The following is a 12,840-nucleotide window of genomic DNA, read 5'->3' as shown; positions in this document are numbered from 1 at the left end:
GCGATCTCGGCAGGAGGTACGGGTGGGCGAGGTCGGGGTGGTCCGCGGACAGGTGTGCCCGAAGTGCGGCATGGAGGACGCGGTCCGCGTCGTCCCCGGCCTGCCGGACCCCGGGCTGCTCCGGGCCGCCGAGCGCGGGCTGGTCGTGCTCTGCGGGTGCGTGGTGGTCGACGGTCAGCCGGAGTTCCGCTGCCGGGCATGTGCGTACGAGTGAGGGTCTCCCGACGACCCGACCACCGACGAGCAGGAGCTCGCCGACCTCATCGGTGTCCGCCCCGAGGACGTCGTCGCGGCGGTGGGCACGGGCTGGCGGCGGGCGGACGACGCGGATGGCGGGATGGCCTGGTTCGTCAGCGGCCGCCCCGCCCAGGTCGCGCTCGGGGTCGGGGGCGGGATGGTCGTGCTCCGCGCGGTCACCGCTGGCGAGCTCCCCGACGTCCATGACGAGGGCCGGGTGTTCAGTCGGGACGACTTGCTGTGCGCCCCCGACTGGCTGGCCCAGGCAGCCGACGAGATCGCCCGTGCGCGCCGGCGCAGCTTCCGCTGGTGCCCGGTCTGCCGGGAGCCGCACCCACCCGAGGAGTTCGCCGGGTATCGCGGGGTCTGCGCCGACTGCGCGCAGCGCCACCACGGTCTCGAGCGGTGACCGGACGACGGGTGCACGCGCCCCCACTGCGGAGGGCCGCGGCGTGCGTCGCCGGACACGGAGACGTTCCTCCGGCGTCGCACAGCTGACACCAACGCGGGACGGCGCAGCCCTAGCGTCCGCGGCCACGAGTCGCTGACCAGGGAGTGCGCATGACCAGTGCCAAGAACGGCGTCACCTACGCCGCCGCGGACGAGGGCTACTTCGAGAAGCGCGGCCTCGGCCGCACCGCCGGGTTCTGGGGACTGTGGGGGATGGGCGTCGCCGCCGTCATCTCCGGTGACTTCTCCGGCTGGAACGTCGGCGTCCTGGGTGCCGGGTGGGGCGGGTTCCTCGTCGCCTGCGTCATCGTCACGGCGATGTACCTGGCGATGATCGCCAGCATCAGCGAGATGTCGGCCGCGATGCCGCACACCGGCGGCGCCTACTCCTTCGCCCGCGCCGCGATGGGGCCGTGGGGCGGGTTCATCACCGGCCTGGCCGAGACCATCGAGTACGTCGCCACCACCGGCGTCGTCGTCTACTTCTCCGCCACCTACGCCGACGGCATCACCGACGAGCTCTTCGGGCTGTCGATGCCCGCGTGGATCTGGTGGGTGATCCTCTACGCCGTCTTCCTCGCGGTGAACGTCTCCGGCGCCGAGCTGTCGTTCAAGGTCGCCACCGTCGTCGCCGTCCTGTCCCTCGGCGTGATCGCCGTCTTCGGCGTGATGGCGCTGTTCTCCGGGGCGCTGGACTTCGGCAGCCTCTTCGACATCGAGCCCGACCCGGGCAACTCCACCTTCCTGCCGCACGGCTGGTGGCAGGTCGTGCTCGCGCTGCCGTTCGCGATGTGGCTGTTCCTCGGCATCGAGGAGCTGCCGCTCACCGCCGAGGAGGCGCACACCCCGGCCCGCGACATCCCCAGGGCCGGCATGTGCGGGATGTTCACCCTCATCGCCAGCGGCGCCGTCGTCATCGTGCTCAACCCCGCCGTCACCGGGTCGGCCGCGATCGGGGAGTCCGGGGAGCCGCTGCTCGACGGGTTTCGCGCGATCCTGCCCAACAGCGACGTCGCGGCCGTCCTGTCGGCCTTCGCGCTGATCGGGCTGCTCGCCTCGCTGCAGGGGATCATGTACGCCTACGGCCGCAACATCTACTCGCTCTCCCGCGCCGGCTACTACCCCAAGGCGCTGTCGGTCACCGGCACCCGCAAGACCCCGTGGGCGGCCCTGCTCGTCGGCGCCGTCATCGGCTTCGTGGCCCTGCTCGGTGTCCAGTTCGGTGGGGACGCCGCGGGCAGCATCGTGCTCAACATCGCCGTCTGGGGCGCGGTCATCGCCTACGTGCTGCAGATGGTCAGCTACGTGCTCCTGCGCCGGAAGTACCCGAACGCCGAGCGGCCGTACAAGAGCCCGGTCGGCGTCCCGGGGGCGGTGTTCGCCGGGGTCATCGCGACGCTGATCTTCATCGGGGTCATGACCAACGAGGACTACCGACCGGCGATCGTCGCCATCCTCGTCGTCTTCCTGCTCGGGCTGATCGGATTCGCGCGCTTCGGGCGGCACCGGCTCGTGCTGAGCCCGGAGGAGGAGTACGCGATGACCGGCGGCCTGCACGGTGCGGTCGCCGAGACCGGCGAGCCCGTGAGCACGCCGATGACCTGATCGCCTACTGGCCCCACCAGGGCGGACCCGTCCCTGGTGGGGCCCGGGAGACGGGTGGGACGGCGCAGCGGACGGCGGAGCGGTGACCCGCATGTCCTCGCTGGTGGACGCCGCGATCCGGCACACGATGAGCCGGTTCACTGCATCGCCAACGGGGGTCCGGAATGTCGTCAGCACGTCCATCAGCGGTCGAGGAGCGCCTGGCCCGCTGGGCGCAGAACAACCCGGCCAGCCCGGTCGGCGCGGTCGTCGACCACGCCGTCCAGCTCGGCTACGTCGTGCTGGCGCCCGAGGGGGACGCCAAGTACCTGCGGCTGGTCCTCGACACCCCCGCCGGCCGGGGCGCCACCCTCTACGTCGACAACTTCGGCCTGACCGCCGCCAGCGCGTCGACGCGGGAGCTGACGGCCGCGATGCCGGGCGCCGTCGTCCGCTCCCGGGACGTCCGGCTCCCGTTCGACGCCACGGACCCGATGGCGCTTCTCGACTCCTTCCGCCGTGGCGTGACCGGCGGACCGGCCGGCCCGCCGCCCGTGGTGCCGATGCAGGCGACGGTGCAGTACCCGATGCCGCAGCAGGCGACGGTGCAGTACCCGGTGCCGCCGGCCGGGGCTTCCGCCGTGGGCACCACGCGGCGTCCGTCGACCCGGCTTGCCGTCATCGCAGCCCTGGTCCTCGCGCTCGTCGTCTTCGGCGCCGTCGACAGCGGGTTCGGCGGAGCGATGTCCGTGCTCGGTCTCGCGGTCCTCGTCGTCGGGGTGCTGGCGGCCGTCCGTGGCGGCGCCCACTGGGCGCACATCGCCTCCCGCCGCGTCGGTGGGATCGTCGCTGCCGCGGGCCTGGTGGCCCTGATGATCGGCGGCGCCACGCTCCCGGCCGAGGCTCCGGTGACCACGGTCGCCGCCCCGCCGCCGAGCGCGCTGGTCGCCGCACCGGCCCTCGACACCGAGGCCGCCACCATGGCCGCCGAGGCGCAGCTGCTCGTCGCCGAGACCGAGGAGGCGACGCCTGCTGCGGCGTCGGACCTCGCGACCGGGCTCCTCGGCGACACAGCGGCCCAGACCGCCGTCGAGACCGCTCAGCCCACCACCGCCCTCGCCGCACTGGCCGCCGTCCCGGTCAAGGGACGCGCACCGAAGACCGGCTACAGCCGCGACCAGTTCGGCGCCGCCTGGACCGACGTCGACCGCAACGGCTGCGACACCCGCAACGACGTGCTCGGGCGCGACCTGACGGCGGAGGCGTTCAAGCCGGGCACCCACGACTGCGTCGTCGTCTCCGGCCAGCTCGCCGACCCGTACTCCGGGAAGGCCATCAGCTTCGTGCGCGGCCAGGACACCAGCGCCGCCGTGCAGATCGACCACGTCGTCGCGCTCTCCAACGCCTGGCAGACCGGCGCGCAGGCGCTCGACGCCGCCCGGCGCACCGCCCTCGCCAACGACCCGCTCAACCTGCTCGCCGTCGACGGCCCGCTGAACATGCAGAAGGGGGACGGCGACGCCGCGACCTGGCTGCCACCGAACAAGAGCTACCGCTGCGCCTATGTCGCCCGGCAGGTCGCGGTCAAGGTGAGCTACGGGCTCTGGACGACGCAGGCCGAGCACAACGCCATGGCGACCGTGCTGTCCTCCTGCCCGGCCGAGCCGCTGCCCGGCGGCGTCGTCGCGAACGTCCCAGCCCGGACGACGGCCGCGCCGGCTCCGGTCGCGACGCCCACTCCGGCTCCTGCGCCGAGGACGAGCGCTCAGCCCGCGCCCAAGCCGGCGCCCGCTCCCGCCCCGGCGCCGGTCATCGTCGCCCCCGCTCCGGCCCCCACGCCCGAGCCGGAGCCGGCGCCCGAGCCCGAGCCCGTCGTGGAGCCCGAGCCGGTCGAGGACCCCGAGCCGGTGAGCACCTCGTACGCCAACTGCAGCGAGGTAAAGGCCGCGGGTGCCGCGCCGATCTACGCCGGCGAGCCCGGCTACAGCAGGAAGCTCGACCGCGACGGTGACGGCGTGGCCTGCGAGAAGTGAGGACTCCCGGTGGCCGGCCGACGACGTCGGCCACCGGGAGGTGAGCTGGAGCACCGTACGACTGCCCAATGAGGGGAGCGACTGGTCGGTGGCGGACCCGGGGTCGCCCAGGCGGGTGAGACAACGGCACTCCCGAGTTCCACAGGTCGTGCGCGCGGCGGCGCAGGTCGATGATCGTCCCGTGGACAGGACTGTGGCGCCGGCGGTGGCGACCCCGCGCGTGATGGCCAACGTCCTCAGCGTCTTCTACCTCGCCGGCGGCGTCGCCGGTCTGCTGGGCGCCTCGGGCGCCACGCACGGCACCGGGCGCGGCGTGCTCTTCGCGCTCTCGCTCATCGCGCTCACCGCCGCGGCGGTGGTGGGCTTCTTCGGCCCGCGCTGGCCGCGCGACCTCTTCCACCTCCCGGTGGGGCTGGCGGCCGGGCTGATCGGCATCGCCGTCCTGGCGAGCCCGGACGCCCCCACCGCCGTCCTCGCCGCGGCCCTCATCACGCTGGTCTCGGTCGACGCCTGCTACTTCTTCCAGCTCCCGCAGGCCCTCGGTCACCTGGCATTCGCCCTCACCGTGGTCACCGCCGCGCTGGTCTCACACCCCGAGGTCGATCCGCGCACCGCGCTGGCCCTGGACGTCATCGTGCTGGCTCTCGCCTACGTCGCCCGGGCGCTGGTGCTCCGGGCCTCCGGCGCCAGCCGCGACCCGCTGACCGGGCTGCACAACCGGCTGGGCTTCGACGAGGCGCTCGACGAGCTGATGACCGCCGTCGCCCGCGGCGGTGCGCAGCTGTCCGCGGCGCTGCTGGACCTCGACCACTTCAAGCAGATCAACGACACCGCCGGGCACCAGGCCGGGGACCGCATGCTCTGCCAGGTCGCCGACGTCTGGCGCGCCGAGCTCCCCACGGACGCCGTCCTCGCGCGGCACGGCGGCGACGAGTTCTCACTGCTGCTGCCCGCGATGAGCGGCGCCGACGCCCTGGCCCTGGTGCGCCGGGTCAGCACGCTGCACCCCGGGATCGGGCTGTCGGTCGGCGTCGCCGAGCACCGCCCCGGCGAGACCGGCTCGCAGCTCATGCGCCGCGCCGACCGTGCGCTGTACGCCGCCAAGGCCGGTGGTCGCGGGCGCAGCGTGCTCGACGGCGACCGCGCCGGCCGCGCCACCTCCTGACCGGTCTCACCCGGACGGGCCAGTCGCGCCCGCCGTCCCGCCCCGGACGGTCAAGCAGCACCGCGCAGACACCGAGTGCAACCAGGTGAACCTGCTGCGCGCCCCCGAGGGAGCCACGCCGAGATCGCTGGCCGCCATGGTCGCCGTCTTCTACCTGGTCGGCGGGCTCGCCGGGCTGCTCATCACCTGGGGCGGCCACCTGGTCGGGACGCCGCGGGCGGTGCTGATCGGCATGTCGGTCAGCGCGCTGCTGTCCTCGGGCGTCGTCTTCCGGTGGGGCCGGCGCTGGAGCCGCAACGCCTTCCACCTGCCCATCGGCTCGGCCGCCGGGCTCATCAGCACCGGCGTGTTCCTGTCCCCGGACTCCGGCACCGCCGTGGCCTGCGCCGCGATCATCGCCTTCACCGTCATGGACGCCGTCCTGCTGTTCAACCTCGTCGTCGCCGGGGCGCACATGCTCCTCGGGCTGGCCGGGGTCACCGTCGCGCTGATGGTGCAGGACAGCGTCAGCCTGCCGACCGCGCTGGCGTTGGACTCCGTCGTGGTCGCGCTCGCCGTGGCCACCCGCGTCCTGGTCCTGCGCGCCGCCGACGCCGGCCGCGACCCGCTCACCGGGCTGGCCAACCGGCGCGGCCTGGACGAGGCGCTGCAGCAGCTGCTGACCGACCTGCCGCGCAGCGGTGACCGGCTGTCCGCGGCGCTGCTGGACCTCGACCACTTCAAGGCCGTCAACGACACCCGCGGCCACGGCGCCGGTGACGCGCTGCTGTGCCAGGTCGCCGACGCCTGGACCCGGGCGCTGCCCTCCCGCGCCGTGTTCGCCCGGCACGGCGGCGACGAGTTCGCGCTGCTGCTGCCCGGGCTCGCCGGTCCGGCCGCCCTGGAGCTGGTCCGCCGGCTGTGCGCCGAGCACCCCGGCGTCCGGATGTCGGTCGGGGTGGCCGAGCACCGGGTCGGCGACAGCGCCGCCCAGCTCATGCGCCGCGCCGACCAGGCGCTCTACGCCGCCAAGGACGCCGGACGTGGCCGATGCGAGCTAGACGGCGTCGACTCCGACTGGGACCTGGCCCGCGACCTGGCCGCGGCCGTGGCCGCCAGCAGGATCGCCGTGCACTTCCAGCCGATCGTGGACCTGGGCTCCGGCGACGTCGTCGGTGTCGAGGCGCTGGCCCGCTGGACCCACCCCGAGCTGGGTGCGGTGCCGCCGCTGGAGTTCATCACCGTCGCCGAGCAGCACGGCCTCATCGGCGCGCTCGGTGAGCACGTGCTGCGCGCGGCCTGCGCCCAGCTCACCGCCCTGCGTCGGCAGAGCGGCCGGCAGCTGCGGCTGGGCGTCAACGTGTCCGGGCTCGAGCTCTGCGACCCCCGCTACCCCGCACGCGTCGCCGCCGTCCTCGAGGAGACCGGCTGGCCGGCCGAGGAGCTGGTGCTCGAGGTGACCGAGAGCCTGCTGGAGGCCGACTCCGAGGTCGCCGTCGCCACCCTGCACGCCCTGCGCGCCCTGGGCATCCGGATCGCGCTGGACGACTTCGGCACCGGCTACTCGTCGTTCAGTCGGCTCGACACCCTGCCCGTCGACGTCCTCAAGGTCGATTCGTCCTTCACCGCCACCGTCACCAGCTCGGCGCGCCGTGGGCAGATGCTGCGCAGCATCGTCGGCCTCGCCGGAGCGCTCGGCCTCGACGTCGTCGCCGAGGGCATCGAGACCGCCGAGCAGGACGACCTGCTGCGCAGTGTGGGCTGCACCTTCGGCCAGGGCTGGCTGCACGGCCGTCCGGTGCCGCTGCCCCAGCTGGCCGCAGCGCTCGCCGCCCGGTCGCTCGGCCTGCAGCCGCTCGCCCCCCGGCCGCTCGCCGCCGCCGGCTGAGCGCCACGCAGTCCGCACGACGCAGACGATCGACCACGGGGGGAACGTGCAGCAGCAGGGAGGACGGGCGCCGGCCGGTCTGCGGACGTCGCCGAGCGGCCGCGTGCCGCAGTGGGTCCTGGACGAGGCGGACGGCCGGGCGCCGGCGGTCGAGCAGTGGCGGAGCTGGACACCGGCCCCACCGCCCCGGCAGCGGCGGCGACGGAACTGGACCGGCCTGGGCACCGCCGTCCTGGTCGTGGCGGTGGTGAGCCTCGGCGTCGTGGCCGACCACCACGGTCTCCTGCCCGGGGCGCGGCCGGCCGCCTCGGCCGACATGCCCACCCCGGGCGTCGACGCCGCCGACGACCCGCTCGGCACACCGCCCCTCGCGCCGGTGGGCGCTGGCGCGTACGACTTCCTGGCCGTGCAGGACGACGGCGTCACCCCGGTCGCCTACGACCCCTGCCGCCCGGTGCACTACGTCGTCCGCCCGGACAACGCGCCGTTCGGTGCCGACCAGCTCGTGCCGGACGCCGTCGCCCGCGTCTCAGCCGTCACCGGCCTGCAGTTCGTCTACGACGGGTCCACCGACGAGGCCCCGAGCCAGCCGCGGGACCTCTTCCAACCCGACCGGTACGGCGACCGCTGGGCTCCGCTGCTCATCACCTGGGACGAGGTGTCCGAGAACGCCGACCTCGCCGCGGACGTCGCCGGACTGGGCGGCAGCACGCCGGTGGGGCGCGCCGGCGGTCCGCTGGTCTACGTGACCGGGTCGGTGGCGCTGGACGCGGCGCAGTTCACCGACATCCTGGCCCAGCCCGGTGGCGCCGACGTCGCCCGCGCGATCGTGTTGCACGAGCTGGGTCACGCGGTCGGGCTCGGGCACGTCAGCGACCCGACCCAGCTGATGTACCCCGAGGCGTCGTCCGTGTTCGACTTCGCCGCCGGAGACCTCGAGGGACTCGCGCGTCTCGGCGCCGGGGCGTGCGAGCCCGGTCTCTAGCCGGCCGAGGCGCCCAGCGCCACCGCCGTCCGGACGAACCCGACGAACTCGTCGGGGCACTCCCACGCGGCGAAGTGCCCACCGGCGCTGCCGTGCTCGAACACACGCAGGTCGAACAGCCCCTCGGCCACCGAGCGCGGCGCCTGCACCAGGTCGTGCGGGAACTGGTTCACCACCGTCGGGACGTCGATCCGCCCGAGCGGCGGGGCCTGCCGGGCGTAGGGCGCGAACGACGTCCCGATCGCGCCGGTCACCCAGTACGCGGTGACCCAGGTGAGCAGCTCCTCGCGCGGGAACACCGACTCGACGTCGCCGCCGCAGTCGCTCCACGCGCGCAGCTTCTCCACGATCCAGGCCGCCAGTCCGGCGGGGGAGTCGCCGAGCGCGACCGCCAGCGTGTGCGGCCGGGTCGACTGCTCGTGCATGTACGCGCCCTCCGCCTCGCGCCACCGCTCGACCTGCCGGCGCAGGTCGCGCTCGTCGTCGGTCAGCGCCGCCGGTTCACCGGCCAGCACAGTGCCGGTCGGGACGTCGGTGAGGTGCAGAGCCGCCACCCGGTCGGGGTGCTGTGCGGCCAGCGCCGTGGCCACCCCGCGGCCGATGTCGCCACCGGAGACGACGTACCGCTCGTGCCCCAGCTCGGCCATCGCCTCGGCCATCGCCGCCATGTCGGCCGAGGAGAGATCGCGCTCGGGCAGGGATGCGGCGAACGGGTAGCCGGGCAGCGCCGGGACGACGACGTGCAGGTCGGTCAGCAGCGGCAGTACCCGCTCGTAGCGGAGCACCGAGTCCGGCCAGCCGTGCAGCAGGACGACGGCGGTCGCACCGGGGTCCGCCGCCCGCTGGTGCACCAGCCGCATGCGGGCGGTCGGCTCCCACGGCAGGGCGCGGATGCGCTCCTCGTGCGGACGCCAGTCGTAGTCGGTGGCCCAGTCGTTGAGGAGGTCGGCGAGGTAGCCGGGCTCGGTGCCGCGGTCCCAGCCGGCGGTGCCGGTCAGCTCGACGCGGCGCCAGCGCTGCAGGCGGTGACGGAGGTCGTCGAGCACAGCCTGGTCGACGGGCGGGGGAGCGGCGTCGGTCATGGCCGGAGCCTCGCACCTGCCGACGGACGATGCGTCTTGGACGGCGCTGTGTGCGGATGGCCGGCGCCCTGTCCGGCGTGCCGCCGGACATCGGATCAGGCCCTCTGAGCAGCACTTTTGTCTTGCTGGCCTGGTCGCCTGACGGTAGGATTCGAACAAGCGTTCGAACGGGTCGGGAGGTGTGATGGACGAGCTGCAGTCGGCGGTCGACGCCCTCGTCTCCGACGACCTCACGTCGGTGTTCGGGCCGCAGCTGCTCGAGCGCCTCACGCCGCTGCTGCGAGCGCACACCGCGCTCGTCGCCGCGATCACCCGCACCGTGCGGGAGTGCGAGAGGACCGGCGCTGCCGAGCACGACGGGCTGAAGACGATGCAGTCCTGGCTGCGCGGGCACGCCCGCTGGTCGAAGAGCAGTGCGGTCCAGCTGGTCGCGAACGGGCGTGCGCTCGAGCACCTGCCGGCCGTCGCGACCGGCTTCGCCACCGGCGCGATCACCGCCGACCAGGTCGCTGTCGCAGCCCAGGTCGCCACGCCCGCACGGCTGGCGCAGGCAGCGGAGCGGGGCGTCGACCTGGGCGGCTTCGACGAGGCGCTGGCCGAGGCGGCGATCAACTCACCGGCCCGGCTGTGGGAGGTGGTCGAGCTCGTCCTCGCCGCACTCGATCCCGACGGGCCGGAGCCCGACCCGACCGAGGGGCGTCGGCTGAGCATCGCGAAGCACGCTGACGGCAGCGTGTCCGGCCGGTTCGACCTCGACGCGGTGGGCGGGGAGAAGGTGCAGGCGGCGCTGGAGTCGATCGTGCAGGCGTCGCGGCCGAAGGGCGACGAGCGCACCCGCGCCCAGCAGAACGCCGACGCCTTCGTGCAGCTGTGCGACAACCAGCTGGCCAGTGGTGACCTGCCGTTCCTGCGCAGCGAGAAGCCGCACCTCGTCGTCACCATCGGCATCGACGATCTGCTCGACTCGAGCACCGGCGCGAACGCAGCCGAGACCGGCTTCGGCGCCACCATGTCCGCGGCGGCGGCCCGGTGGGCGGCGTGCGACGCCAAGGTCTCCCGGATGGTGCTGGACCCAGACGGGCTGCCGCTGGACGTCGGGCGCAGCAAGCGGCTGGTGCCCGCGCACATCCGCCGGGCGGTGGAACGCCGCGACCGGCACTGCGTCTTCACCGGCTGCTCGGCGCCCACGCACTGGTGCGACGTCCACCACCAGCTCGAGTGGCTGCGCGACCACGGCGACACCAGCCTGGAGAACTCCGCACTTCTCTGCGAACGCCACCACACCAAGGTCCATCACGGGTTCCGGGTCGAACGACCACCGGACGGCCGATGGCGCACCTACCGCCCCGACGGCTCGCAGATCCTCATCGGTCCTGCCCTGCAGGTCTGACGTCCTGCGCGCCCCGGGGCGACGAGCGGGACGATCGCGTCGGCATGCCCGGCTCCGGCCGGGCCGCGCGCGAGCGACGGGTGGGGCGGATGTGCCGGACGCGGGACGAATGCGTCCGGAAATGGGTCCGAGCGGCCGGTCGACGCCTAGCGTCTGCGACCGCTGCCGGACGTGCCGGCGGCTCGAACGGGGGTTCCACGATGTCCGCGATGGAAGAGCAGCCGACCAAGCCGGCCTACGCGCCGGCCCCGCCGCCGCCCGCCCACTACGCGCCGCAGCAGCAGGTCGCCGGCTACGGGCAGCAGCCGTACGGCATGGTCCCGGCGCAGCCGATGCAGCACGGCGTCGCGCCCTACGGCCGCCCGCTCGGCCCGGTGGGCAAGGTCCGCAGCACCTGGGCCGTCATCGGGCTGAGCATCATCACCTTCGGCCTCTACTCGCTGTACTACTACTTCGCCACGCACGAGGAGATGAAGCAGCACTCCGGCGAGGGCGTCGGCGGCGCCATCGGCCTGGTCCTGGCCCTCTTCACCTTCGGGCTCGTCACGCCCTTCGTGCTGCCCAACGAGGTCGGCAACCTCTACGCCCGGCAGGGCCGCCCCCGTCCGGTCAGCGCCACGACCGGACTCTGGGTGCTGCTCGGCTCCTTCATCCTCATCGGCCCGCTGGTCTGGCTGATCAAGACCAACGGTGCGCTCAACGCCTACTGGCGCAGCATGGGCGCCGTCTGACCGAGACCGGCTTGACGCCCCGCTCCCGGACACGGGAGCGGGGCGTCGTCGTTCCGGTCAGAGGTAGCCGCCGATGTCCGGTGCCCGGTCGCTGTGGTCGGCGCGCTCCTCGCGCAGCGCGTACAGCTCCGCCAGGGTCGCCGACCCGGGCGGTGCCGTGGCGGCCGCACCCAGCCACGCCTGCGCCTCGGCGTGCGCGAGCCGGGCGAACTCCACCCTGCTCAGGCACCGTCCCGGCCGGGTGATCGCCGGGTGCAGGCTGCCGACGTCCTCGTTGGTGGTCAGCAGCACCACCACCCGCAGACCGTGGCCGAGGATCCCGTCGCAGAGGTTGAGCAGCCGGCCCAGCGACGCCCCGGCCCGCAGCTTCGCATCGGTGCGCAGGTACTCGTCGCAGTCCTCGGCGATCACCACCCGCCACCGCTTGTCGTCCCTGCGCTCCCGGGTGTCCTGGTCGACGCCGGCCACCTCCAGCAGGTAGCCGGGGTCCTCGAACAGCCGCTCGGGGTCGGTCACGTAGTGGGCGTCGGCCCACCCCGACCACTCACGGCTCAGCGCCCGGGCCGCCGTCGTCTTCCCGGTGCCCGGCTCGCCGTGCCACAGCACCAGCCGGCCGGCCCGCCCGGACACGTCCGGCAAGCCCATCAGCCCACCCAGCCGGGCAGCGGTGCGCGCGGCGTAGTTGCCGGCGACCTCCGACCACGCCGGCGCCGTCACCTCACGGGAGGACATCGACCCGTCGCCGTCCTTCGACGCGGACCAGAAGCGCATGCGCACCGTGTCCTCCGGCACCGTCACCGCGGTGCGGGCCGCCGCGATCGCCGAGGCGACCACCGACTCGACACCGGTCGCGGTCGCGCCCACCGCCCGCACCCGCGTGACGTTGCCCCGCCGTTCCAGCTCCAGCAGCACCCCGGGCAGCTCGACGCACAGCGAGGCGTGGTGGTCGAACCGCTGGTCGACCCGCACCACGGCGCCCTCGGGCACCAGCGCGGCCAGGTCCTCGACGGCGCCGGGCACGGAGTCGGCGCGGTGGTACGGCATCGCCCCGGTCCACTGGGCCTGCACCATCAGCGCCGTGGCGACGTCGTCCAGGTAGTCCAGCGACAGCCGTGGCACGAGGACGTGCGGGGCCGGGCCGGTGCTCGGCATCGTCACGGCAGGTCTCCGTTCGGGGCGGGGAGGGGAGCCGCTGGAACGTACGTGCCGGCACCGACACGATCCAACGCATTGCCCTCGGGCGCGCAGCCCGTGCGTAGCTCCGCCGGGTGAGTGGGGGAGCCGACGGGCGGGACACGATCAAGTTGTCGGTGGTC

11 protein-coding genes are annotated in these 12,840 nt (G+C 74.1%); 9 read left to right on the top strand and 2 right to left on the bottom strand.

Annotation, left to right across the window (positions count from 1 at the left end):
- Positions 1–22: 22 nt before the first annotated feature.
- The 7 genes from KUM42_RS03980 (at position 23) to KUM42_RS03945 (ending at position 8,321) form a co-directional block, all read left to right on the top strand.
- The gene (locus KUM42_RS03980) at positions 23–214 is read left to right on the top strand and encodes a hypothetical protein (RefSeq protein ID WP_237495129.1); all 192 of its coding nucleotides are present in this window, start codon (positions 23–25) and stop codon (positions 212–214) included.
- Positions 215–337: 123 nt separating this feature from the next.
- Positions 338–646, top strand: coding sequence for a hypothetical protein (locus KUM42_RS03975; protein WP_237495127.1), 309 nt, complete (start codon positions 338–340; stop codon positions 644–646).
- 152 nt (positions 647–798) lie between these two features.
- Positions 799–2,292, top strand: coding sequence for an amino acid permease (locus KUM42_RS03970; RefSeq protein WP_237495125.1), 1,494 nt, complete (start codon positions 799–801; stop codon positions 2,290–2,292).
- Between the two features lie 164 nt (positions 2,293–2,456).
- Positions 2,457–4,304, top strand: coding sequence for a DUF1524 domain-containing protein (locus tag KUM42_RS20230; RefSeq protein ID WP_304610742.1), 1,848 nt, complete (start codon positions 2,457–2,459; stop codon positions 4,302–4,304).
- A 181-nt stretch (positions 4,305–4,485) separates the two neighbouring features.
- Positions 4,486–5,469, top strand: coding sequence for a GGDEF domain-containing protein (locus tag KUM42_RS03955; protein WP_237495124.1), 984 nt, complete (start codon positions 4,486–4,488; stop codon positions 5,467–5,469).
- 136 nt (positions 5,470–5,605) lie between these two features.
- Complete coding sequence (locus KUM42_RS03950) at positions 5,606–7,336, top strand: bifunctional diguanylate cyclase/phosphodiesterase (protein ID WP_237495122.1); 1,731 nt, start codon at positions 5,606–5,608, stop codon at positions 7,334–7,336.
- Positions 7,337–7,439: 103 nt separating this feature from the next.
- Entirely contained in the window at positions 7,440–8,321 is an 882-nt protein-coding gene (locus tag KUM42_RS03945) for a matrixin family metalloprotease (RefSeq protein WP_237495120.1), read from the top strand.
- Here the strand turns inward: KUM42_RS03945 and KUM42_RS03940 are convergent.
- Positions 8,318–9,403, bottom strand: coding sequence for an epoxide hydrolase family protein (locus tag KUM42_RS03940; RefSeq protein ID WP_237495118.1), 1,086 nt, complete (start codon positions 9,401–9,403; stop codon positions 8,318–8,320). The two genes, KUM42_RS03945 and KUM42_RS03940, sit on opposite strands and share 4 nt — an antisense overlap.
- 184 nt (positions 9,404–9,587) lie before the next feature.
- On the opposite strand from KUM42_RS03940, the gene KUM42_RS03935 reads away from it, so the two are divergent.
- Both KUM42_RS03935 and KUM42_RS03930 read left to right on the top strand, forming a co-directional pair.
- Positions 9,588–10,793 carry an HNH endonuclease signature motif containing protein gene (locus KUM42_RS03935; protein WP_237495116.1) on the top strand — a complete coding sequence of 402 codons (1,206 nt, stop codon included), beginning with the start codon at positions 9,588–9,590 and terminating at the stop codon, positions 10,791–10,793.
- Between the two features lie 209 nt (positions 10,794–11,002).
- A complete protein-coding gene (locus KUM42_RS03930; protein WP_237495114.1) occupies positions 11,003–11,524 on the top strand; it encodes a DUF4234 domain-containing protein in 522 nt (173 codons plus the stop codon).
- A gap of 57 nt (positions 11,525–11,581) precedes the next feature.
- On the opposite strand, the gene KUM42_RS03925 is transcribed toward KUM42_RS03930, so the two are convergent.
- Positions 11,582–12,676: an ATP-binding protein gene (locus KUM42_RS03925; protein ID WP_237496632.1), complete on the bottom strand. Its 1,095-nt coding sequence runs from the start codon at positions 12,674–12,676 to the stop codon at positions 11,582–11,584.
- Positions 12,677–12,840 lie beyond the last annotated feature (164 nt).

Source organism: Modestobacter sp. L9-4 (assembly GCF_019112525.1).
GTDB lineage: Bacteria > Actinomycetota > Actinomycetes > Mycobacteriales > Geodermatophilaceae > Modestobacter.
The sequence above is the reverse complement of the archived record's forward strand: the minus strand, read 5'-3'. Positions and strand labels throughout refer to the sequence as shown.

Bases quoted from the DNA above. Each gene is read 5' to 3' on its own strand.
- KUM42_RS03975 (WP_237495127.1), top strand. From the start codon at position 338: ATGGCCTGGTTCGTCAGCGGCCGCCCCGCCCAGGTCGCGCTCGGGGTC.
- KUM42_RS03950 (WP_237495122.1), top strand. From the start codon at position 5,606: ATGGTCGCCGTCTTCTACCTGGTCGGCGGGCTCGCCGGGCTGCTCATC.
- KUM42_RS03930 (WP_237495114.1), top strand. From the start codon at position 11,003: ATGGAAGAGCAGCCGACCAAGCCGGCCTACGCGCCGGCCCCGCCGCCG.
- KUM42_RS20230 (WP_304610742.1), top strand. From the start codon at position 2,457: ATGTCGTCAGCACGTCCATCAGCGGTCGAGGAGCGCCTGGCCCGCTGG.
- KUM42_RS03935 (WP_237495116.1), top strand. From the start codon at position 9,588: ATGGACGAGCTGCAGTCGGCGGTCGACGCCCTCGTCTCCGACGACCTC.
- KUM42_RS03970 (WP_237495125.1), top strand. From the start codon at position 799: ATGACCAGTGCCAAGAACGGCGTCACCTACGCCGCCGCGGACGAGGGC.
- KUM42_RS03940 (WP_237495118.1), bottom strand. From the start codon at position 9,403: ATGACCGACGCCGCTCCCCCGCCCGTCGACCAGGCTGTGCTCGACGAC.
- KUM42_RS03925 (WP_237496632.1), bottom strand. From the start codon at position 12,676: ATGCCGAGCACCGGCCCGGCCCCGCACGTCCTCGTGCCACGGCTGTCG.